The following is a 24,277-nucleotide window of genomic DNA, read 5'->3' as shown; positions in this document are numbered from 1 at the left end:
AGAATATCAGCCCTAATCTATAAAACATTGTAAATACTGCTTCCACTATTCTTGTCAGGATTGTTCCCTTTACCATTCCTCCACCTGTCAGCCCTGACGTTGAATTATATACAGTTGGAGTTACCAATGTAAATGCTATTACTATATTTTTTACAAATGTAGGCAGTATCATTTTGATTATTGTATACACATCTACTTTGTCTATATTCTGCAATATTATCCTCAATATACTAATTATCATAAATGCTATCAGAATAAATCCGCATAGCTGACTTATCTTGAGTGATACTCCTCTATATATTGCTAAAAGTCCATAATATAGTGAGTTTACTGTCCTTTCTATTATCTTTTTGCTATCAGTATGTTTTGACGCTTCCCTGAATATCCTTGCAAAGTTATCAGAGTTTTCGTCTGACAGAGAAATTGTACTAAACATTATAAACAGCATAAGTATCTTACTGTTTATTTTCTGTAAAACCTTTATTTTCATTCTTTACCTCCCTATTTATAATTTTTTGTTTCTAACCTGTAATAATTTGTTTCTGATATGTTTTTGATATATCTTAAATTAAATATACCTAATTAAAATTCAAAATATCTTTTGAATGTTTATATTATTATATCATAATGAATAATTTTTTTCCAATTTTATATTTTTTTTCTCTCATATATTTTTTCCTTATTTGCTAATTATTACACCTCCTATCTTATATCTTTTTTAGGGTCTTGAGGTCAGTGTATAATACTTTTTTAAATTATTAAATATATTTATATCTAATCAATTTAAAATTTATATTTTTTACAATTTATACTTATATAGATTTTAGAAATCGTGGATTTTAAAAACTTTCTCAAATTTTTAAAAATAACTTTATTTTTATCATAGAAAATAAAAAAATAAGCCCAAAAATAATTTTTCGAATTCATTTAAAATTTTACAATAATAATGAAAACAAAAATATTTTTGAACTTATTTTCCGAGATTTTATTTATTTCTTAATTTCCAAATCTTAAACGGTCTTTTTCTAACTTTCCAATGAATAATCCATTGACGCCAGTCTTTTATAGTAATTCCAAGTATCTTTGGCATTTTTCAGATTCATTTCAAACAGTTGTTTTGCATGTTCGGGAAACTCTGTAAGCAATGTGTTATATCTGCTTTCCCCTTTCAAAAATTCCTCATATTTATCCCATGCAGGGTCTCTGGAATCCAGTTGTAAAGGATTTTTCCCTCTTTCGGCAAGTCTCGGGTCGTATCTTAAGATAGGCCAGTACCCTACTTCCGTAGCCAGCTTTTCTTCATGCTGGGATTTTCCCAATCCCTCTTTCAGTCCGTGAGCTATACACGGAGAATATGCAATTATTATCGAAGGCCCGGGATAAGCTTCGGCTTCTTTTATCGCCTTTAATGTCTGGTTCTGATTTGCTCCCATGGAAACCCTTGCAACGTAGATATTTCCATATGTCATAGATATAGCCGCAAGGTCTTTCTTCTTCACAGGTTTTCCCGACGAAGCAAATTTTCCCACAGAGCCGGCAGGAGAAGATTTCGATGACTGTCCGCCCGTATTCGAGTATACTTCAGTATCGAGGACAAGTATGTTTACATCATCTCCCGACGCAAGTACATGGTCTATTCCTCCATAACCTATATCATAAGCCCAACCGTCTCCTCCAAACATCCATATGGATTTTTTTACTAAATACTGTTTCAATTCAAGCAGTTCTTTTGCTGTTTTTCCTGTTTCCTTTTCAAGTAACGGTACTATCTTGTTTCTTAATTCCGTAGTTTTTTCCCCGTCAGAAATATTTTCTCTCCATTCAGCAAATAAAGCGGCTAATTCCGAGGATACTTCATTTTCAGCTTCAATCATCATTTTCGCCATTCTATGTCTGATTGTCTCCACAGCTTGAAACATTCCATATCCGTATTCTGCATTATCCTCAAATAACGAAGATGCCCATGCGGGTCCTTCTCCGCACGAATTTTTCGTATAAGGAGTCGACGGTGCCGATCCTCCGTAAATTGAAGAACACCCCGTAGCATTGGCTATGAGCATTCTTTCCCCGAACAACTGAGTTACAAGTTTGATATAAGGGGTTTCTCCACATCCTGCACATGCCCCTGAAAATTCAAATAAAGGTTTTGAAAATTGTGAGCCTTTTACAGTTCCTTTTCCCATTATATGGTCTTTGTAAGATACTTTATCATAAAGATAGTCAGTATATTCGACTTCGTGCTTTTCTATCTGGCTTTCGATAGGTTTCATAACTATCGCTTTTCCCCTCGGTGCAGGACAAACATCCACACATGAAGTACATCCCGTACAGTCGAGAGGCGAAACCTGAATTTTATATTTCAGATTGTCAAATCCTTTTCCTAAAGCTTTTATTGTAGGCATTCCTTCGGGTGCTGCCGCCATTTCCTGCTCATCAAGTAAAAACGGTCTTATCGCTGCGTGAGGGCAGACATACGCACACTGGTTACACTGTATGCACATATCGGGCTGCCATTCAGGTACCTCTACTGCTATTCCCCTTTTCTCATAATTTGCTGTTCCGTTTTCAAGGGTACCGTCTTCATATCCTATAAATGCTGAAACAGGCAACTCATTTCCTTTGATTGCATTAATAGGATCCGCAATTTTTTTTATAAACTCCGATTTTGCGGAATCTATAATTTCTTCATTTACTTCGAGGTTCACCCATTCGGGGTCTACAAATACTTCTTCAAGTCCTTCCGTCCCTTTATCTATCGCTGCAAAGTTTTTTTCAACTATGTCCTTTCCTTTTCTTCCATATGTTTTTTCAGCATATTCTTTCATATATTCTTTAGCTTTTTCATAAGGAATTACTTCAGTCAGATAGAAAAATGCGGACTGCATTATCGTATTTGTCCTTGTTCCCAGTCCTATTTCCTGTGCAAGTTTTGTCGCATTGATAATAAAAAATCTGGCTTTTTTCTTTGCGAGTTCCCTTTTTATCTCGTTAGGTACATTTTGAACAAGTTTTTCCTTATCCCAGATTGTATTCAGGAGAAATATTCCTCCCTCTCTCAATCCTGAAATCATATCATATTTTCCTACATATGCAGGAACGGAGCATGCAACAAAGCTCGGCTTTGTTACGAGATAAGTCGACCTTATAGGGTCTTTACTAAATCTTAAATGGGATCTTGTTACTCCTCCGGATTTTTTGGAATCATAGGCAAAATATCCCTGTGCATACATATCTGTCTTATCTCCGATAATTTTTATGGAGTTTTTATTTGCCCCTACTGTTCCGTCAGACCCCAATCCATAAAACAGGCATGCTTTTACATCCTTATTTCCTGCAAAAACAGGTTCCTCAAGAGGAAGTGAAGTAAATGTAACATCATCTACGATACCTATTGTAAAATGGTCTTTCGGCTCAGGTTGAGCCAGATTTTTATAAACTGCCAATATCTGCTCCACAGTAGTATCTTTTGAAGACAGTCCGTATCTTCCGCCTACTATAATCGGCGGATTTTCCTTGCCGTAATATAGAGACCTCACGTCCATATACAGTGGTTCTCCCAATGCTCCGGGTTCTTTTGTCCTGTCAAGCACGGCAATTTTTTTTACCGTCTTGGGCATTGCTTCAAAAAAATATTTTCTTGAAAAAGGTCTATATAAATGAACTGTAAGAAGTCCTACTTTTACTCCCCTTTCAGCCAAATAATCCACAGTTTCCCTGATTGTCTCATTTACCGAACCCATAGCAATGATAACTCTTTCAGCATCTTTGGCACCATAATAGACAAAAGGTGCGTAATATCTGCCTGTTTCTTTAGTAATCTCTTTCATATAATTATTTACTATATCAGGTACAGCTTCGTAAAATCTGTTCTGAGCTTCCCTCGCCTGAAAATATACATCGTCATTTTGAGCAGAACCTCTCGTTACGGGTCTTTCGGGATTAATCGCTCTCTCTCTAAATTCTTTTACTGCTTCCCTGTCAAGAAGCCTGTCAAAAACTTCATAATCTATTACTTCTACTTTATTTATCTCATGAGAAGTTCTAAAACCGTCGAAAAAATGTAGCATAGGAACTCTCGATTTGATTGCCGTCAAGTGAGCTATCCCCGCCAAATCCATTACTTCCTGCACAGAGCTTGTCGACATCATTGCCCAGCCCGTCATCCTTACTGCATAAATATCCTGATGATCTCCAAAAATAGACAGTGCCTGAGCGGATATCGACCTTGCAGCCACATGCATAACTCCGGGGAGTAATTCTCCCGCGATTTTATACATATTCGGTATTTTCAGCAGTAATCCCTGAGAAGCCGTAAATGTCGTAGTCAACGCTCCCGCCTGTAATGAGCCGTGAACTGTTCCCGCAGCTCCTGCTTCGGATTGCATTTCGACTACTTTTACGGGTGTTCCCAGCAGATTTTTTTTCCCGTAGGAAGCCCATTGGTCTGTGTATTCAGCCATATTTGAAGATGGAGTAATAGGATAAATACCGGCTACTTCAGTAAATGCATAAGCTGCATGTGCCGCTGCCTGATTTCCGTCCATCGTTTTCATCACTTTAGCCATTATTCCTCCTAAAATTAACCTTAGAACTTTTATTTATTATCAGAATCTTTACTTACATGGTTATATATCCAATGATATAATTAAAATGTACATTTAGTCAAGCTTTTATTTAATTCCGTACAGACTTTCCGCTAACTCTGTTTTTATTTATTTTGACAAACAAATTATTTTTTTTAAAATTTTTTGTAATCGTATTTTATCTTCACTTTATTTTTCTGGATATTTCAAAAAAATATTTTATGAACCAAAGTATTTTTCTAAATGTGCTGCTATCATTTTAATATACAAAATTTATGTTACATATTAAATTTTTATATATTTTATATAATCTCATTTTTTAGTATAATTCCATTTAAAATATTATTTTTTAACAATACATTAAATTTATCTGTCATTTAAAAATGTTATTTGATTATTTAACGATTTTATTATATAATAATCATTGAAAAATAAATTTAATAAATAAAATTAGAGGTGATTTATAAATGAAAAAATTAGGAATACTTTTAATGGCTTTGACGCTTGTAACAGTGTCATATGGAGCAAAAGAAAAAGAAGACACTACATTCACATTCCAAAACTATGTTCCTACTGCTCCTGACGTAGTCAAGGAAATATCCAGAACAAAAAATTCTGACGGTTCAATTATCGCTTATCCTGTATTCACAGGAAATCAAAAAGTTGTAACAAATATGAACAAAGTCGTAAATAAATTCGTAAATTCTTTCAAAGGAAACAAAGACAGAAGTTATAAAGTCGAATACAAAGTCGTGGGAAGTAATGACCGCTTTGTAAGTGTACTCTTTACAATAGAAAAAACTGATAAAAAGAACAATACCGTAGTCAAATACAACGACGCCCTGACATTTAACGTGAAAAACGGAAAACAAATGGGAATGAAAGATATATTTGTTCAAGGTTACGAAACAGCTTTAAATTCTGCAATAAATGATAAAATCAAGCAGTTCGGTCTACAAGTAAACGAATCAGGAAAAAATAAATTTAAAGGTGCCAATAAAGCTCAAAAATTCTATATGGAAGACGACAGCATAGTTTTATTTTATAATCAGGGAGAAGGTCTTGAATTTGCTGACGGTCAGTTATTTATTCCATTTTTAACTGTGGATTTAATCGGAATAATCAAATAAATTCCATAAATTTTTGAAAAATCATTCTGTAAATATTCTATAAGAAATATTTTATAAATTAAAAAAATTATATCAGTCATATAACCGCTTTCCTTTTTAATAGCAGTTCATGTAACTCTATTATATCGGAAAGCGTTTTTGTCATAGTTTTATTAAAAAAATTTAATAAAACATATTCCAATTAAACTCATAATGTGATAGAATGTATACATAAATTATAAGGAGCAAAGTATGAGAAACACTAAATGGATTATAAAAAATACGCCTAAGGACAAGGATATAAAGATAAATGACATTCCTGTAGATAAAGACATTCTCAAAATTCTTTCTTCACGGGGAATTAAGTCGGCTAAAGATATTAAAAATTTTCTTAATCCAAAACTTGAAAATATTCAATCTCCTTATGGACTTTATGATTTGGAAAAAGCCGTTCGGGAAATTGAAAAAGCAATAAAAGAAAAGAAAAACATATGGATATACGGAGATTACGATGTAGACGGCATTACTTCTACATCTGTTTTGTATTTAGCCTTAAAAGAATTGGGAGCCGATAACGTAAATTATTATATTCCCGTACGGGACGAAGGATACGGTCTCAATAATGACGCCCTAAAAAAAATAAAGGATTCAGGAGGAGAACTTGTAATCACTGTAGATTGCGGAATTACGGCTTTTAATGAGATAGATTACGCAAATTCCATAAATCTTCCAATTATAATAACCGATCATCATAATTTATACAGTGGAAATATCCCTGCTGCGGTCGCAGTTGTCAATCCTAAAAGAAAGGAAAATACATTTTCTTTTGAATTTCTGGCAGGTGTCGGAACTGTCTTTATGCTTGTTTCAGCTCTTTATGAAAGAAACGGTAAAAAAGAAAACGCCTATAAATTTCTTGACCTTGTCGCGATAGGAACCGTTGCCGATATTGTGCCTCTCCTTGAGGAAAATAGAATATTGACAAAATTCGGTCTGGAAAGACTGCCTTTTTCTGAAAATAAAGGACTGAGTTTCCTGTTATACAAGCTGTTCAACAGTAATCCCGACAGTAATGACAATCCAAAAACGGAATATTCCACTTATGATGTGGGATTTATTATTGCTCCTGTATTTAATGCTGCGGGTCGTCTGAAAGATGCAAAAATGGTTGTAAAACTCCTAATTTCAGATAATAATAGAGAAATAGAAATTATCGTAAAAGAACTCATAAACAAAAATTATGAAAGAAAAGAGCTGCAAAATAGTATCATCGAAATGGTAGAAAAAAATATTGAAAAACACAATATTGATAAAGACTTTGTAATTATAGACTATTCTCCCGAGTATCATCACGGAGTTATCGGTATTGCCGCAGCCAAAATAGTTGATATTTATTACAAGCCAGTAATCATTATGGAAGTGAAAGAAGACGAGGGAATTGCGGTAGGTTCATGCCGAAGTATAGAAAATTTCAACATTTTGGAAGCTCTCCAGTCCATGCCCGAATTATTCGTAAAATTTGGAGGACACTCAGGAGCGGCAGGTTTTACGATACCTATCAAAAACATTGAGCTGTTTAGAAAAAAAATCAACGATTATGCAAAAAAAATATTGAAAAAAGAAGATTTTGTCAAAGTTATAAATATTGATAAACAAATTCCTATACAAAAAATTTCTTATGAATTTTTTCAAGTGATTGAACTGCTGAAACCTTTCGGTTTCGGAAATCCGAGTCCTACTTTCCAGACTAAAAATATACTTCTCGAAAATATTAAGTTTATTGGGGAAAGTAAAAATCATCTTATGTTTGACTTAAAGCAGAAGGGTTTTACAAGTAAAAATGCGGTATGGTTCGGAGCAGGAGAATATTTCAAGGATTTGAGCCAAAATTTATTTTATGATATTGTATACAAACTGAAAGTAGAACCGTTTCAGGATAAATATTATACTAAAGTTTATATTGATGACATCAAAGTGTCAGATTTAAAAGATGATACTCTTTCTTATTATCATTCCTTATACAATACTTCTTTCCCTTTAAAATCTGTATTTTATACGAATATTGATTTGGAAAGTGAAACTTTGCTGAATACTAAAATCGAATTTGACCAGATTTCCCTTTTCCAAGGAAGAAAATTTGTCGGCAGACTTGACTACAATATTTCCAACCTGCTTATTTTACTGAATAAATATTACAATAGTAATTTTAAAATAAAAATAGAAAAAATAAGAAAAACTTCAACGCATAACATAGTAGATATATTGATTAAAAAAGATTATATTTTTGAGTGCTATGATTATACCGATATTTCCATTTTCAAAAAAATAAAAGAATTTCTGATAGGAAATATGGAATACGATAGTTATACAAAAAAACTGCTCGGAATATTTTTTAAACAGAATAAAAATTTGATAATACAAACTGACAATGACTTTATAAAAACATCAGGCAACTCTGAAAGCAATAATTCTGCAAATATATCAAATAGCTCCGTAAATAATTATTCCGCAAAAATGCTGAATAACTTTTTGCTCACTCTAGGAATTTATTATATGAAGAGAACGGGCAGAAAAAGCAGAATTGTTACAAAAAATGTTAAAAATTTTCCTTATGATAATCCGTTTATAAGAACATATTTTGATATAACTTCAGAATATGAATATAAGTCTGATACAAATGACAAAAAAAACATAAAAAATATGGAAAATTCGTCTAATAAACAAAATTTAGATATTATGAATGATACAAAATATCCCTTTACCCTATTTTATAATGACAAAAGCGGATTTGAAAAATTTCTGGAAAAAAATAATGAAGTTGACACTGATAATTTGGACATAAATAATATGCAGACAAGATTTTGCTGTATTTTTGATAATAAATATGATAAAAATAATTCAAATAATTCTCACCCGAATAATTCCGAATTTAAAAAATTTATTTTAGAAAATATTAAATTTAAGAATTCTAAATCCGAAAAATCAGATATATTTTCTTCAATAGAAATAGTAAATGAAAATATAAAAATACCCGAAAACATTATTTTCCTTAACACTCTAAAAAAATCGGAATTAAAAGATTTAAAAAATATTTACGTTGAATATCTTCCTTTAGAAGAAAAAATCAAGCTGAAAAAACTATTTCAGGAGGGCGAAACTCTCTATTCGGATGAGTCCATACCGGAAATATTATAATTAATAATTAACAGATTGCAAAAAAGAGACGCTGTGGATACGCCTCTTTATTTGCTTTTTGGAGAGAAAATCAACTCGTGAAAATTGATTTATTTTAGTTATATATAAATATAGCTAAAATCACATTTAATGTGCTTCCCGTCTTTTAATAGACTCATTTTTATTTATAAAAATATCTTGTCTTTTTATTTATCATATTCAACCTACTGAAATAATTTACTTTAAAATTTCAGTTGCTGAACACCATAGTTTATTCTAATATTTTAAATTTATATTATAAAACTTTTTTTAATTCTTCTGTCCACGCTTCTATTCTTTCATCAGTAAGGTCTGACTGATTTACCTCATCAATAGCCAGTCCCACAAATTTAGAATTTTTAACTGCTCTTGATTCACTGAAATCATAGCCGTCCGTACTTGTCTGACCTATTATTTCAGCACCTTTTTTCTCTACTGTTTCATTTAAAATACCCATTCCGTCTACATATGTATCTGAAAAAGTCATCTGGTCTCCTGAACCAAAATAAGCCACTTTCTTACCTTTTAAATCAAGATTTGATAATGCGTCCAATGCTGTCTGCCAGTCATCCTGCAAATCTCCAAATCCCCAAGTCGAAGTTCCCAAAATAAGAACATCATAATCGCCAAGTTTGTCTTCGTTTCCTGCGATATTATATACATCGGCTCCGTCTAATTTTTCACCTATTTTTTTTGCAGCATCTTCTGTTACTCCTGTAGTTGTTCCATAAAAAATACCAATTTTTGACATGTCTCTTTCCTCCCGTTTATATTAAATCTAAAATTTCCACATTATAAGTAAATATACCATATTTTATTTTGATTGTCAAACTTTTAGAAAAACAAATTTTATTTCCCTTTGTTTTCTATAACTGCTTTCAATTATTTTTTGGCTCTGTAAATTCTATACCCTCCGTCTATGGTCAAAGTATCGCAATTTCCGAAAATTTCTTCCAATTTTTTCTTTGTACTTTTGGCACCGTGTTTTGTCTGAATTACACAGTAAAATTCTCCTTCCTCCCTTAAATGTTCATAAGCTCCCTCATATATTTTAAATATTATTTCTTTTCCTGCCCTTATCGGAGGATTTGAAAGAATTATATCATATTTCTCCGATATATTATCAAAAGCAGAGGATTTTATTATACTGTATTCATTTATATTACAGTTTTTCAGATTTTCCTCGCTTAATTCCAATGCTCTTTCATTGACGTCAGATAATGTTATATCTAAAAAAGGATAAAACGTCTTTATTACAGCCGAAACTACCCCGTATCCGCAACCAATGTCCAGAATATCCAATTTTTCTTGAGAATTAAAGTTTTTCATAAAAACTTTCAGCATCAAATCTGTCCCAAAATCGACTTTGGATTTGGAAAAAACTCCATTATCAGTAATAAATTCAAAATCTTTATCTTCTATTGCGTACTTTATTTTTCTCTTTTCGGACTTTATATTCGGATTTTCTGAAAAATAATGCTCCATTTCTGATTATATGACTGAAAATTTCAAAGTCATATCTCCTTTCATTTTTATTTTTCTCATTTTCATTTTTTGCCATTTTTTTATTTTTATATTTATGATATTTATATTATATATTTTATTCCGAGTTTTGTAAATAAAAATTGAGTCTATCAAAATGTAACTTACTCATCTGTTTCCTAAATAGCTATATTTTGTAGAAATACGGTTAGAAATAAATTTAAAATATAAATTGACATAGGAGTTTATTTTTGATAATATGTATATACAAAAATGTTTCCTAATCAAAAAATACAGGAGGTTTTTTATATGAAAAAAATTATAGAAATCGAAGGAATGAGCTGCTCTCACTGTGCGGAAAAAGTGGAAAATGCCCTTTACGGAATCCCTGAAACTGAAAAAGTACAAATAAATCTTGATAACAAAAATGCTGAAGTTGATTTTTCTTCCGATATAAATGATAAAACAATTTCAGACATAATCAAATTCGCAGGATATTCGGTTAAAAATATAAAAAATATATAATAAGGAATAAAATAAAATGGCAAAATCACTATCCCCGTCAGATATATGTCCTATGGACTTAGGCATTAATATATTAAGCGGAAAATGGAAATTACGAATTTTATGGAATATTTATAATAAAAAAATCATACGTTTTAATGAACTTCAGAAAGTTTTGGGAAATATAACTACTAAAACCTTAACCGAACAATTAAGGGAACTCGAAGATAAAAAAATAATAAAAAGAACCGTTTATCCTGAAATTCCTCCAAAAGTAGAGTATTCTCTGACCGAAACAGGCAAAACTATCGAGCCTGTATTAAAATCTTTATGTGAATGGGGAAAGGAATATATGAAATCATCGAAATAATACATTTATTTTGAAAATATTGATATAACAAAATATTAATATAACATAATAAATCTCTATAACATAGAAATATGAAAATCTTTCTTATGGTAAATTGATCTGATTAACCGATGTGTTTTTTTCTTAATACCATTTTTTTATAAATAAAAAATTCCATTTCTCATTTTCTTTTAAGTTTTATTGGGTATAATATATATAGAAAAATTTGAAAGGGATGATTTATTATGAAATTAAAAATTATATTAGCTTTAATTTCAATATTCTTTATTTTTAGCTGTGTTTCAGATTCAAAAGGTGAAAATCAAAGGACACCCGTTAAATCAGCTAACCTTACGAATACTTCATGGAAATTAAAAAATCTTACAGGAGTAAATTTAGAGCAGATTTATTCAGATAAAAAATTGAAAAATGGAATTACTCTAAAATTTTCTTCTGAAGGAATGAGCGGTCATTCAGGGATAAATACATATTCCGCAGAATATAAACTGAAAGGTAACGGTATTTCCTTTACTCCGATAACTGTTTCCTTAATGGCAGGGGATATTGACTTAATGGATTTGGAAAGTAAATATCTTGAACAACTTCAAAACGTGAAATCTTATGAATTAAAAGGCAATACTCTGATACTAAAAACCGGCAATGGAGCTTTAACTTTTGAAAAAGTTGAATAAAAATTGAACAATTGAATAATAGTTAAATAATATAAAAATAGGGCTATTTCAAAAATAAAAGTCTTTTCAGCTTTGAAACAGCTCTATTTTTATTTTACAGATCTTTCATTAAGTCATCAATTTCATAATAAACTTTTCCATAGTCAAGGAAAGGTCTTTTTATTACTAAAACTGTTGTTCCGCATTCCCTGCACGCTTCGATTTTTTCCTGTTCTCCTCCTGTTGTCCCGCTTTCCTTGGTTATGAGATAGTCTATTTTATAAGTTTCAAGCATTGCTTTATTCAATATTTTACTTATAGGTCCCTGTATTGCTATTATTCTCGAAGGCAAATAACCTAATTCTTCAGCTTTTTTTATAGAATCGGCAGTGGGCAACATTCTTACATACAGATTATTTTTTTCTCCCATTTCTTTTATATCTTTCAGATTATTTGACCCCAATGTACTTAGTATATTTTTTCCTTCAAGCCTTTTTACAAATTCATTTACTTCTTCAAGCGAGTCAAATTTTTCTATGTTCTCATTTCCATAATCAAGCATTTTTCTTTCAAATCTCATATATTTTACATTCATTTCATCTGTTACTTTTATTATAAAATTACTTACATTTATCGCATAAGGATGACTGGCATCCACAATCAAATTTATATTTTCCTTTTTAATCAGTTCTCTCATTTGTTCTTCGCTCAATCTCTCGGAAACTACTTTCAGTTCCCTCTTATCATTATTATTTTTCTCAATATATTCTTCAAGAAGTTTTCCTCCATATTCTGTAGCCGTGCTGACAAGTATGCTTCTGTCGGTCTTTTCTATCAGTTTTTCAAATATATCCCTCGAATCTTTTGTCCCTCCGATTATCCAAATCATTTTCAAATCTCCTCTCATTTGTTAAAAAATTTATTTTAATCAGTTATTTTCCAATTTATATCTTTATTATACTGTCTTTGCCAAAATAGTATCATTACCAATTTTTTATTATCTTTTTAGATAATTCAGTTTATCTGATGTTTAATATATTTTATTTTTCTTCCGAAAATTTCCCATTTTTATAATTAAAAATTTTATAATCTCCATTATTTACAAGTTTTCTTTCGTTTATTTCGAGTAAATCCTTATTTTCCACATAATTTATAAACATTTCAAGCACAGTTCCATGAGTAACTATAAGTATATTTCCTGATTTATAATTTTTTAGAATTTTTTTTATCCCTCTCAAAAACCTGTCTAAAGCGTCTTTCAGCTTTTCAGCTTTTATATTTTCAGCATTATACCTTTTTACATTATGAAAATAATTTTCCGCTTCCTCAGAATATTTTTCAAATACCTCTTCATGACTTAGTCCCTGCCAAAGTCCAAAATAAACTTCATTTAATTCAGACATCTTTTTTATTTCTATTTTGTCATTTTTATAATTTATGTTTTTATTTAAGATTATTTCTGCCGATTTTACAGCCCTGCCCAGCTCGCTTGTATAAACTCGGCTGAATATAATGTTTTTAAGCTTGTTCCCCGTATTTTTCATTATCTTTATCCCATTTTCTGTCAATGGAGAATCTAACTGGCCTTGAAATTTTTTTATTAAATTCCATTCGGTTTCGCCGTGCCTTACAATATATAGTTTCAAGCTTTTCTCGTCTTTCCTGTTATTATCATCCTTCTGGCTCATTTTATTATTTTTCTCCCGTAATTTATACTTGAGGGTATTTTCTCACTGTTCCTGTTATATTACATGCCGCCTCTATTACAGGAAACATCATAACCGCTCCTGTACCTTCTCCCAGTTTCATATCCATAAACAGAAGAGGTTCCATTTTTAGTTCTTTCATAATATATTTCATTCCCTGTTCCTCACTTAGATGAGAAGGTATCATATAATCTTTTGAATTTTTGCACAGTTTATATGCACATAATGCAGCTACAGACGAAATAAATCCGTCAATTACAACAGGTATGCAGTTTTTTGCACAACCAAGATAAACTCCTGTCATTCCTGCAATATCCAGTCCTCCAACTTTTACAAGTACATCTATAGGGTCGGCAGAATTTATATTTTCTTTTTCGCTATTTATATTTATCGCTTTTTCTATAATATTTTTCTTATGTTTCAGCGTTTTATCATCTATCCCGCTCCCATAACCTACAATATCGTCCAAAGGCAAATCCGTAAAGACTTTTAACATCGCACTGCTTGTAGTGGTATTTCCTATTCCCATTTCACCGGTAGCAAAAAGATTATAGCCTTTTTGAACAAAAATATCGACGATTTCTATTCCCGTTTCTATTGCTTTAATCGCAGTATCATAAGACATTGCAGCTCTTTCAGCTATATTATGAGTACCCGTATGCATAAGTTTTCTGTCTATGATACCTGCGAGATTTATTATGTTTTCAGTATCTGTCGTTCTGTCTATTCCGAGATCGATGACTTTCACATCAGCATTAAATACATTTCCGAGAGCATTTATAGAGGACTTCCCTTGAAGCATGGCTTCCACTACATATTGAGTAATGACCCTCTTTGATTTACTTACTTTTTCCCGCTCAACTCCATTATCTGCTGCCATTACCGTTACAATCTTTTTTTCAGGTCTATAATTTTCTTTTATTCCTTCAAGCTGTATTGCGAGATTTTCAAGTTTTCCAAGCCCTTTCGGCGTCTTTAAAAGTGAATTCAGTTCTTTTTCCTTATTTTTCATTCTTTCTCTATTTATCGGTATTATATTTTTTATAGTGTCGGCTAAAATTTTAGAATAATGCACAACAAAATTCACCCTCTCTTTTTATTTTATAACTATTACTCTTTATAATCATTACTCATTTTTAAATCATTTTGCCATTTTATCGAAAGCTTTTTCAGTAATCTCAAGTATCTTTTTCATTTCTTCGTCAGTGTGAGCCATGGATATAAAATGAGCCTCGTATTTAGACGGCGGAACTATTATCCCATTTTCAAGCATAGTATCAAAATATATGTTATACATTTTATCACTTGTATTTATAGCGTCCTCAAGGTTTTTCACCTTTTTATCGGAAAAAAATATTGTAAACAAGCTTCCTTTACAGTTTACAGTTGCATTTATATTATATTTTTCTATTAATTTCTTTATTCCCTGAATAAAATTATGGACTTTTTCATTCAGTTTCGTATATATATCAGGATTATTTTTCAATATGGAGATAGTCTTTATCCCTGCTGCCACGGAAACAGGATTTCCCGACAGAGTTCCCGCATGATAGACATTTCCGACGGGTGAAACAAGGTTCATAATATCTTCACGACCTCCAAATCCTCCGACAGGATAGCCTCCGCCTATTATCTTTCCAAGCACTGTCAAATCAGGAGTTATCCCGTAAAGCTGCTGAGCCCCTCCCAATGCCACTCTGAAACCGCTTATTACTTCATCAAATATAAGAATTATATTTTCCTTTTCAGTTATTTCTCTCAGTTCTTCCAAATATTTTTTATCAGTCTCAATCAATCCCATATTTGCAGGGATTGGCTCCAATATTATACAAGCAATGTCTTTTTCTCTGGCTAAAAGTTCTTTTACTTTTTCAATATTTCCGAAAGGCAATGTCAAAGTATCTTTTATCACTCCGTCCGTTATACCGTTGCTGTCCTGATGTTCAAAAGTCAGAAGTCCTGACCCCGCCTTAACCATAAGCGAATCAGAATGTCCGTGATAACATCCTTCAAATTTCAATATTTTATTTTTTCCTGTAAATGCACGGGCTACTCTCACTGCCGCCATTGCAGCTTCTGTGCCTGAAGTTGTAAGTCTGAGTTTTTGAATAGACGGAAAACATTCTTTTACAAGCTCTGCCAGTTCCACTTCTTTTTTTGTAGGCAGACCGAAAGAAGTCCCTTTTTCCACTTCCTTTTTTATACATTCCAATACTTCAGGGTAATTATGACCTAAAATCATAGGTCCCCATGAACCTATACAGTCTATATACTCATTTCCGTCCTCATCACAAAGCCTGCTGCCTTTCGCGCTTTCTATAAATATAGGATAATCTTTATTTACGGACTGAAATGCCCTTACAGGACTGTTTACCCCTCCGGGAATTGATTTTTTTGCTTTTTCAAATATTTTCCTTGAATTTTCAGTTTTCATTTTATTCTCCTATTTTTTACATAATTTCTTATATTATATACTTAAACTGCTTTAAAATCAAACTATTTAAAATATTCTAAATATAAAATTCGATAAAAATAAAAGAAATTAATTCTTCTTTTGGAATTTACAAAATTTATTTCATTTAATCAATTAATCAATTTACGCTTTTAAAATTTTTAAATTTAAAAATTTTAAAAATAAATTTATTTTTCTTATAAACAAAAAAATCAGGAAATAAAATTCCTGAGAAATTTGATATATTTGAATATTATTTATAACTGCCCATTTCCTTCAATTCTTTTAATAATAATTCTTTATCAATCGGTTTTCCTATAAATACTGTATTATTTTCAGCTTCTACCTCTGAAAAGGAAATATTGTAGCCCGTATCTACCACATCAATATGCATATTATAATCAGGACCTTTAAACACTCCCTTCGCTCTGTTTATATCTCCATAATATCCTAAAATCAGTTTATCCAGAAAAAACGTAAGAACGGCAGGATTTTCGGCATAAGCACCTTTATAAGTAACATTTGTCATTTTATTTTTTACATCTATCAAATCGGTATTTTCAATTTTTACAAGCTCCCCACTGAAAAGACTGTTCCAGTAATCCATATCCTGATTATGATAATCCGCTATATGAATATCGGCATGAAGATTTATTTTTTTTATGTCCTCATAAATTATATTTAGCTCATCATCTGCCATATTTTCCACTTTTGATAACTGAATATGAGCCGCCATTTGGACTTGGTCCATAAATACTTCCTCATATTTATTTTTATACTTAAAATATGTTCCCGCATCTATTATTGTTACAGGAGGAAGCACCTGTATTCTTTCATATTCTACATTTTTTACATTATTTAAAATATTACTCAAAACTGCTATTCCCGACGGTTCAACTATTAAAAAATCAGGATTCAGAGTATTATCTATAACGAGTAGGGATGACATAAAATCAGCCTTTGTGCTGCAACAGGCACAACCGCTCGTCAATTCCCACACGTTGAGTTCTATCTCCTTTTCTTCCGTCTCATTGTTATTTTTCAATATTTCACTGTCGATATTTACATCTCCGAACTCATTTTCAAATATGACATATTCTCTTTTCGTACTTTTTACCATTTCTTTAATAAATGTCGTTTTTCCTGCTCCAAGAAAACCTGAAATAACAAGTATTTTCATATTTCCTGCTCCTTTCATTTATCAAAAAAGTAATGTATATTTAAATATAGTAAAACCGCTTTAAAATGAAACTAAAAAATTTCAGTTACTTCATTTTTATAAGAATTTATCAGTCCGATATTACAGGAATTTTACTATAATATGAATAAAACAGGGCTGCCTAAAAATTAAAAAATATTATTTTCAGTATAATCTCAATTAACTTATGCTTATTTTCTAATTTTAAGACAGCCCTTTCAATATATTTTTTATTATTTTACTTATTTATTTACTCTTTCAGAAGTCATATATACTACAGGCTTAATTACTCCGTCTTCTTTTGTTCTCATTAATTCCAGTGCTTTTTCAACATTTTCAAATCCGTCAAATCTGTGAGTAATCAGTAAGCTTGGATCCAATTTGCCGAATTCTATCAATCTTGCCAGTTTTTCAAGTCTTAATCTACCTCCCGGCATTAGTCCTCCGTAAATTCTCTTATGTCCCATTCCAGCTCCCCATTCTACCCTTGGGATTTGTATGAAATCTCCACTTCCTAAGTAGTTTACGTTTCCTAAACGTCCACCCGGTTTCAGTATTTTCATAGCTGTAGCAAACAATCTCTGGTCTCCTCCTGCTATCAGCACTCTATCCACACCTTTTCCGCCAGTCAGTTCCATAATCTGGTCTTCTGTCGGTGCAACTTTAAAGTCAACTATATCTGTAGCTCCGTAAGCTTTAGCTATAGGAATTACTTGAGGTCTTGAATCAACAGCTATTATTCTTCCTGCACCTTTCAATGCTGCAGCTGCAACTCCCATAAGTCCGACAGGTCCTAATCCGAATACTGCTACCACATCACCGAACTGTACATCTGCCAATTCTGCACTGTGGAACCCTGTAGGAACCATATCACTCAGCATACATGCTGTTCCATAGTCCATTCCTTTAGGCATTAATGCCAAATTTCCGTCAGCATCATTGACATGGAAATATTCACCGAAAACTCCGTCTTTTACGTTTGAGAATTTCCAACCTGCCAACATTCCTCCACCATGCATAGGGAACCCTGCCTGTGCTTCAACTGAATTCCAATCCGGAGTTATTGCTGCGACCAATATTTTATCTCCAACTTTGAAATCTTTAACGAGAGACCCTACTTCCACTACTTCTCCGCAAGCCTCGTGTCCTAAAACCATATCAAATCTTTCTCCAACTCCGCCTTCGTATACTGTGTGTATATCTGAAGTACATGGAGCCAATGCTAACGGTTTTATAATTGCGTCTGTCGGCCCGCATTCAGGTCTGTCTTTTGTAATCCAACCTACTTCTCCTATTTTTTTCATTACAAATGCTTTCATTTGCTCTGCCATAAGAAAAACCTCCTGAATTATTTTTGTATAATTTTTTATACTAATATAGTATACCCTAACATATGCTCATATGCAAATATGAAAATCAAATTCTTTTTATCAATTATTCAACTTATCAATATTATCAATAGCTAACTTCTAAAAAATACTTATTTCACATTGAGATAACGTTTAATATTGTTATTTTTATAATTTAATTTTGAATTTTTTTTATTATTATTCTTTGTCATGTTTTTCCTGATTGGGAAAACGGAAGATAAAAATATAGAAAGGAACTGTTCTTAATCAGATCAAAAACAATTCCTCAAATAAAAAATAGTTTAAATTTTTAAATAAATAATATAAATATTATTTTTTATATCTCTTTTATTCTTCTTCAATATTATTTATTACTTCCGACTTTGTTTTCAAAAAACTTGGAATAATCAGTACAGCAATAATTATAAGCATTATTATATATATTCCCAAATGACCTATAAAACTGTTTACAGTTCCCAAAAGAATTCCTATCACTGTAAAATCGACATCTCCAAATGTAGTATTTTCAAATCCCAATTTACCAAGTACAGGAAGCAATGCAGCAGGCAGAAATGACAGTAATAAACCATTTACAAAAGCTCCGACCATTGCTCCTTTTTTCCCTCCTGAAGCATTTCCATATATTCCCGCCGTAGCTCCACAGAAAAAGTGAGGCACTAATCCCGGAATAATCAGCATTCCTCCTGAAATTCCCAATATTATCATTCCTATTATTCCGCCGATAAAGCTGAAAATAAATCCGATTATAACCGCTGTTTGTGCAAATGTGAAAAATACCGCACAATCCACCGCAGGGATACTGTTAGGAATTATTTTTCTTGCAATCCCCTGAAATGCAGGTATCAAATCAGCCAAAATCATTCTGACACCGTTATATACTATTGCTACTCCCACCGCAAATTTCAATCCTAACATTATGACATACAGATATGGAGAAACACCGCCTGAAAGCTCTGAAACAAACTTACTTCCGGCTGCAATTCCGGCTATCAGATAAAACACTACCATTGTAATTGCCGTTGCTATTGTAGTATTTCTTAAAAATCCCCATTTTTCAGGTATTTCAATATTTTCTGTGGAATTTTCGGGATTTCCTACTTTTCCTCCAATCCATGAAGATATATAGTAACCTAGACTGCCGAAGTGTCCCATGGCGATTTCTTCACCGTCGGTAACTTTCAAAGTGTATTTCTGACCTATTGCAGGAGATATTGCACTCCACGTTCCCAAGAAAAATCCTCCTATGATAATCAAAGCAATATTTGCAAATCCCATGGCTCCCAATACCGCCGACAGCAGACATGCCATGTAGAAGCTGTGATGTCCTGTCAGGAAGATGTACTTATATTTCGTAAACTTCGCTACAAGCAAATTTATAAGCAATCCTGCTACAAGTATCATCATCGTTTCCTTACCGAGCATTTTTTGAGCTGTGGCTACTACCGCTTCATTATTTGGAACGACACCTGTTATATTGAACCCTTTTTCTATCATTTTTCCCAAAGGATCAAGGTTTGATGTTATGACATCCGCTCCCGCTCCTAACATAATGTATCCGAGTATAGGACCCAAAGTCCCTGTCAGAATTTTATGACCGGGTTTTTTCAGGGCAATCAAACCCATAAATGAAACTAAACCTAATAATATCGCAGGCTGACTTAAAATATCCGTTAAAAACATTAATATTCCTTTCATAATCATTCTCCTTTTCATTTATTATAATTTTTTTATATCCGTTTTTATAATTTTATTTATTATAATGCTGCCTTATATTTTCCAATACGTCTTCTTTTATCTTTTTCTTATTTGTGTAACTTCTCGTTACGATGACATTTTTATTGTCGGGAAATTGGCTTGCTATTTCTTTTACCGTTACAACTATATCGGTATCTTTTGATAAAGCACTGTTAAAATCTGCCGATTCAACCGAAATATCATTCATACCCTCTTCCTTACATATTTCCTCTATTTTCATCGCAAGCATAAGACTGCTCCCTATTCCGTTTCCGCATACAGTTAAAATTCTCAACATAATTCTGTCTCCCTTTCTTTAAAAATTTTTTCTATTTCTTCAATAGTTTTAGCATTTATAATTTTTTCTATCTCATCATCTTCATCTAAAAATTCTGATAGTTCCTTCAGTATTTCAATATGCTTATCCTTATTTTCAGCAGCCAGTATAAAAATTAGATTTACATCATATTCTCCATATTTGACAGTTTTATCCAATTTCAGTAATGACAGCGAAGTTTCATTTACGCCATTTTCAGGTCTTGAGTGAGGCATAGCTACTTTATCGGTTATTACTACATAAAATCCCATTCTTTCTATATCATTTATCATAGCTTCTACATATTTTTCTTCGATTTTTCCGTTTTTTATTAACGGAACAGAAGCAGTCCTTATACTTTCTTTCCAAGTTAATGCTTCTTTTTCTATCCCTATATTGTCCTTCAAAATTTTACTCAGCATTGTATCTCCTCCAAATAGTCAATAATATCTTTTGTATTTTTACATTTTAATAAACTTTCTTTCAAATTTTCTTTAGATGCCAAGTTAAATATAAATTTCAGAATTTTCTGCTGGTTTTCCCTTTCTTTTATTGCAAATGCTATAAATATGTTGACAGGCTTTTCATTCGGCAAAAATACCTCTTTTTTTGAAATTAATATAAAAATACCGTCTTTCAGAACATTCTCGGAAATACTTCCGTGAGGAATTGCAATTCCTTCTTCGATTACAATGTACGAGCCTAATTTCTTTATGATATCTATCATTTCCTGAATATATTTGTCTGTAATATAGCCCATTTCTTTCATATTTTTGCCAATCATTTTTATTGCCTGTTCCCAGCTTAAATTTTCATTATATATCATTATATCGGAATAACTGATAAATCTTTCGGCATTTTTCTTTTTATAATTTATATCATCCAATATATTATCCTTAAACTTATTTTCCAGTTTTTTTATAAGTTTTTCCTTGTCATCGCTTTCTTCTATAACTTTCAACAGTTCAGACAGTAAAATTTTTCTTTTTCTTCTGAAAATTCCGTATTCAGAAATTTTATTTATATCTTTTTCATCTAATAGCGGCTTTATCGTCAAAACAGGTATACTGTAAATATCTTTCAATTCGAGAGTCGTCAGTATCAGATCTATTTTTATCCCTGAATTTACAGTTTCTTCCAATTTATAATATGGAATAACTGCCAGTATTTCCATATTAAAATTTTCTTTTAAATTACGTTCCAGCAATTTGGAAGTCCCCTCTCCCAAACCGCAGACTAATATCACTTTTTTTCTTATATAATCTGCATTTCTTTCCACAGATGCTTTAAAATGATAACCTAATAATGCCACTTCATCTTCAGGAAAGGAAATACCTATTTCTTTTTCTGCAACAGATATTACCTTTCTTGTAATATCTAAAATAGGGTCTTTATTTTCTATCAGTTCCCTAAATACAGGATTTGTTATATGAATACCCTTTTTTATCCTGTATATTGTAGGCTTTAGATGATAAAGCAGACATTCAAACAAAATTTCATCATTACTTATAGCCAAATCAGTATATCTGAAAAATTCTTTCATCATTTTTCTGATCAGTATTTCTTCATTGAGCCAGTTTTCCAGATTTAATTTGTTAATCGTTACTCCCATTAAAAAATCGGCAAACTTTATAATAGAAACTTTATTTAAAATCTCTATATTATTCTTTTTCAAACTTTCAGTTATAATTTTAAATTCTTTTGTTTCCTCTATAAATGAAAGAGATACCTTTTCCTTATCATTTTTTTCATTTATGATTACTAATAGATAAGAATACAGGACTTTATACGTATCATCTTTAATGTTTAATTTCAGATGTTTATTTATATCATTCAGAAAATCAGATATTTTATTTTCTTCTATTTGCCCGAAATTATTTAAAAAAATTTTTCTTATGTATTCCAGATAAATTTTTCTTTCTTCCTTATTTCGGAATAGAAATTCTTCTATCTTTTTGGTTTTCAGCCATTCTTCATTTTCCAGATTATTGTATTTCAAATAATATCCGAAATTATTTTTATAAAGAATTTTTATTTTCTTCTCACCTAAAATTTCTTTTAAAATACGAAAATCTTTTTTTATTGTAGTTTTAGAAACTTCCAAATCTTCAGATATTTTCTTTAAATTTAGTTTCTTATCAAAAAAAAGTTTAAATTCTAAAATTTTTATTCTTTCTTTTTGGTCAAATTTCCCTGTGTTTTCAATAGCGGAGTATATTTTTTTCAAATTCTGATTAATATCAAAATGAAGTATTTCCCCTTTTTTTTCTATTTTTTTCAATCCCATATTTTTTAGAAATATATTTATATTCTGTAAATTATATGAGAAAACCCTCTTATTTATTCCATTTTTTTCCAATATTTCATCTTCAGGGATATTTCCGTGTTTTATTAAAAATTCAAGAATTTTTACTTCCCTACTGTTCAGCATTTCTACCTCCCATTACAGTTATACCTCTTTTATCAGTATTTTCAAGATAAAGTTTTTTTATTTTTATTTTACAAAAAGTTACCCCTGAATTTTATAAAAAAGACCGGAAATAATCCGGTCCTACTTATTCAAAAGTTTAATTTAAATTTCCATTTTCCTATATTACTGTGTTACCAGTTTAGATTCTACAGGAATCTCTTTAGGTTCATTATTTGGAGATATTTCAGGCTTATTTTTTATTGCGTCCAACAAAATTTTGAAACTTTCCACTCCTATATTTGCCGAATCCTGTGCCACAGTTGCACTAAGACCTTTCTGTTTTATGGAATCCAGTGCTTCAGGGGCTCCATCAGTACCTACTACTATTATCTGATTTTGTTTGTTTGCATTTACTACTGCCTGCATAGCTCCCAATGCCATTGTATCATTTGCCGCATATATCGCTTTCAGATTAGGATATTTCTGGATTAAGTTTGCCGCAAGGTCGAGAGCTTTGGCTCTATCCCAGTCTGCCGGCTGACTTGCCACAAGTTTTATTTTCGGATTTGCCTTAAATGTTTCTGTCGCTCCCTGTTTTCTGTATTCTCCTGACGCAGTTCCCGCCTTACCTTCTATAATTGCCACTTCTCCACCGTCAGCGAGTTTACTTATGATATATTCCGCTCCTTTTGCTCCTACTTTTACATTGTCAGTTGTAACAAACGCCAGCACACTTCCTCCTGAAGCTTTCAACTGGTTCATATCTATTTTTTCATCAATGTTTACAACATAAATTCCTTTTTTATTGGCTTCTACTATTCCAGGTATGAGGTTTACAGGGGATAATGGTGCCACTCCTATAGCCTTATAGCCTTTTCCCATGAGGTTTTCCAGAATTTTCAGTTGTTCCTGAACATCTTCTTCGGAATTTACTGCAAAAATATCGACTTTTACTCCCTGTGCCGCCGCTTCTTTTTCAATTCCTTCCTTCATACTTACCCAGAAAGGATTTGACAAAGTTTTCAGAATAATGGCAACCTCAGCTTTTCCCTCTCCTGAACCTGCACTGCTATTTTCAGTCTTTCCCGTTTCCTTTGAGCCGCCGCCGCACGAAACTAACAAAAATAATCCTACAAGCATTAAAATGCTCTTCAAAAATCTGTTCATCTTTTTTCCTCCT

General features: G+C 31.8%; 20 protein-coding genes. 5 read left to right on the top strand and 15 right to left on the bottom strand.

The window, feature by feature from the left end; genetic code table 11:
• Both ACO5J6_RS05005 and nifJ read right to left on the bottom strand, forming a co-directional pair.
• On the bottom strand, nt 1-490 hold a 490-nt coding region (locus ACO5J6_RS05005; protein WP_485642469.1), incomplete at its 3' end, for a hypothetical protein.
• A gap of 535 nt (nt 491-1,025) precedes the next feature.
• Nucleotides 1,026-4,565, bottom strand: coding sequence for a pyruvate:ferredoxin (flavodoxin) oxidoreductase (gene nifJ / locus ACO5J6_RS05000; protein WP_485642468.1), 3,540 nt, complete (start codon nt 4,563-4,565; stop codon nt 1,026-1,028).
• 485 nt (nt 4,566-5,050) lie between these two features.
• Between nifJ and ACO5J6_RS04995 the strand changes: the two genes are divergently transcribed.
• On the top strand, nt 5,051-5,713 hold the full coding sequence (locus ACO5J6_RS04995) for a DUF3298 domain-containing protein (RefSeq protein WP_485642467.1): 663 nt from the start codon (nt 5,051-5,053) through the stop codon (nt 5,711-5,713).
• 231 nt (nt 5,714-5,944) lie between these two features.
• Nucleotides 5,945-8,887 carry a single-stranded-DNA-specific exonuclease RecJ gene (gene recJ / locus ACO5J6_RS04990; RefSeq protein ID WP_485642466.1) on the top strand — a complete coding sequence of 981 codons (2,943 nt, stop codon included), beginning with the start codon at nt 5,945-5,947 and terminating at the stop codon, nt 8,885-8,887.
• 274 nt (nt 8,888-9,161) lie between these two features.
• Here the strand turns inward: recJ and ACO5J6_RS04985 are convergent, their stop codons facing one another.
• Nucleotides 9,162-9,656 carry a flavodoxin gene (locus ACO5J6_RS04985; protein ID WP_485642465.1) on the bottom strand — a complete coding sequence of 165 codons (495 nt, stop codon included), beginning with the start codon at nt 9,654-9,656 and terminating at the stop codon, nt 9,162-9,164.
• Between the two features lie 131 nt (nt 9,657-9,787).
• Complete coding sequence (locus ACO5J6_RS04980; RefSeq protein WP_485642464.1) at nt 9,788-10,390, bottom strand: class I SAM-dependent methyltransferase; 603 nt, start codon at nt 10,388-10,390, stop codon at nt 9,788-9,790.
• Between the two features lie 306 nt (nt 10,391-10,696).
• On the opposite strand from ACO5J6_RS04980, the gene ACO5J6_RS04975 reads away from it, so the two are divergent.
• The 3 genes from ACO5J6_RS04975 to ACO5J6_RS04965 all read left to right on the top strand — a co-directional run bounded on the left by ACO5J6_RS04975 (nt 10,697) and on the right by ACO5J6_RS04965 (nt 11,932).
• Entirely contained in the window at nt 10,697-10,912 is a 216-nt protein-coding gene (locus ACO5J6_RS04975; protein WP_485642463.1) for a heavy-metal-associated domain-containing protein, read from the top strand.
• 16 nt (nt 10,913-10,928) lie between these two features.
• A complete protein-coding gene (locus ACO5J6_RS04970) occupies nt 10,929-11,261 on the top strand; it encodes a winged helix-turn-helix transcriptional regulator (RefSeq protein WP_485642462.1) in 333 nt (110 codons plus the stop codon).
• 224 nt (nt 11,262-11,485) lie between these two features.
• Nucleotides 11,486-11,932: an META domain-containing protein gene (locus ACO5J6_RS04965; protein ID WP_485642461.1), complete on the top strand. Its 447-nt coding sequence runs from the start codon at nt 11,486-11,488 to the stop codon at nt 11,930-11,932.
• 94 nt (nt 11,933-12,026) lie between these two features.
• Here ACO5J6_RS04965 and ACO5J6_RS04960 read toward each other — a convergent pair whose 3' ends face one another.
• The 11 genes from ACO5J6_RS04960 to alsB all read right to left on the bottom strand — a co-directional run bounded on the left by ACO5J6_RS04960 (nt 12,027) and on the right by alsB (nt 24,264).
• Nucleotides 12,027-12,800, bottom strand: a complete 774-nt coding sequence (locus tag ACO5J6_RS04960; protein ID WP_485642460.1) for a cobalt-precorrin-6A reductase — start codon at nt 12,798-12,800, stop codon at nt 12,027-12,029.
• Between the two features lie 151 nt (nt 12,801-12,951).
• Nucleotides 12,952-13,599, bottom strand: coding sequence for a histidine phosphatase family protein (locus ACO5J6_RS04955; protein ID WP_485642459.1), 648 nt, complete (start codon nt 13,597-13,599; stop codon nt 12,952-12,954).
• A gap of 22 nt (nt 13,600-13,621) precedes the next feature.
• Nucleotides 13,622-14,692 carry a nicotinate-nucleotide--dimethylbenzimidazole phosphoribosyltransferase gene (gene cobT, locus ACO5J6_RS04950; RefSeq protein WP_485642458.1) on the bottom strand — a complete coding sequence of 357 codons (1,071 nt, stop codon included), beginning with the start codon at nt 14,690-14,692 and terminating at the stop codon, nt 13,622-13,624.
• Between the two features lie 66 nt (nt 14,693-14,758).
• A complete protein-coding gene (gene hemL, locus ACO5J6_RS04945) occupies nt 14,759-16,051 on the bottom strand; it encodes a glutamate-1-semialdehyde 2,1-aminomutase (protein WP_485642457.1) in 1,293 nt (430 codons plus the stop codon).
• A 271-nt stretch (nt 16,052-16,322) separates the two neighbouring features.
• Complete coding sequence (locus ACO5J6_RS04940) at nt 16,323-17,249, bottom strand: GTP-binding protein (protein WP_485642456.1); 927 nt, start codon at nt 17,247-17,249, stop codon at nt 16,323-16,325.
• Between the two features lie 260 nt (nt 17,250-17,509).
• Nucleotides 17,510-18,598, bottom strand: a complete 1,089-nt coding sequence (locus ACO5J6_RS04935; RefSeq protein WP_485642455.1) for an NAD(P)-dependent alcohol dehydrogenase — start codon at nt 18,596-18,598, stop codon at nt 17,510-17,512.
• 366 nt (nt 18,599-18,964) lie between these two features.
• On the bottom strand, nt 18,965-20,332 hold the full coding sequence (ulaA, locus tag ACO5J6_RS04930) for a PTS ascorbate transporter subunit IIC (RefSeq protein WP_485642454.1): 1,368 nt from the start codon (nt 20,330-20,332) through the stop codon (nt 18,965-18,967).
• 52 nt (nt 20,333-20,384) lie between these two features.
• A complete protein-coding gene (locus ACO5J6_RS04925) occupies nt 20,385-20,669 on the bottom strand; it encodes a PTS sugar transporter subunit IIB (RefSeq protein ID WP_485642453.1) in 285 nt (94 codons plus the stop codon).
• The gene (locus tag ACO5J6_RS04920; RefSeq protein ID WP_485642451.1) at nt 20,663-21,109 is read right to left on the bottom strand and encodes a PTS sugar transporter subunit IIA; all 447 of its coding nucleotides are present in this window, start codon (nt 21,107-21,109) and stop codon (nt 20,663-20,665) included. Before ACO5J6_RS04920 ends, ACO5J6_RS04925 begins: the two co-directional genes overlap by 7 nt.
• Nucleotides 21,103-23,118: a BglG family transcription antiterminator gene (locus ACO5J6_RS04915; RefSeq protein WP_485642450.1), complete on the bottom strand. Its 2,016-nt coding sequence runs from the start codon at nt 23,116-23,118 to the stop codon at nt 21,103-21,105. Before ACO5J6_RS04915 ends, ACO5J6_RS04920 begins: the two co-directional genes overlap by 7 nt.
• 162 nt (nt 23,119-23,280) lie before the next feature.
• The gene (gene alsB, locus ACO5J6_RS04910) at nt 23,281-24,264 is read right to left on the bottom strand and encodes a D-allose transporter substrate-binding protein (protein WP_485642449.1); all 984 of its coding nucleotides are present in this window, start codon (nt 24,262-24,264) and stop codon (nt 23,281-23,283) included.
• Between the last annotated feature and the right edge of the window lie 13 nt (nt 24,265-24,277).

This window comes from Pseudoleptotrichia sp. (genome assembly GCF_057270515.1).
This window is presented reverse-complemented; position numbering and strand designations above follow the sequence as displayed.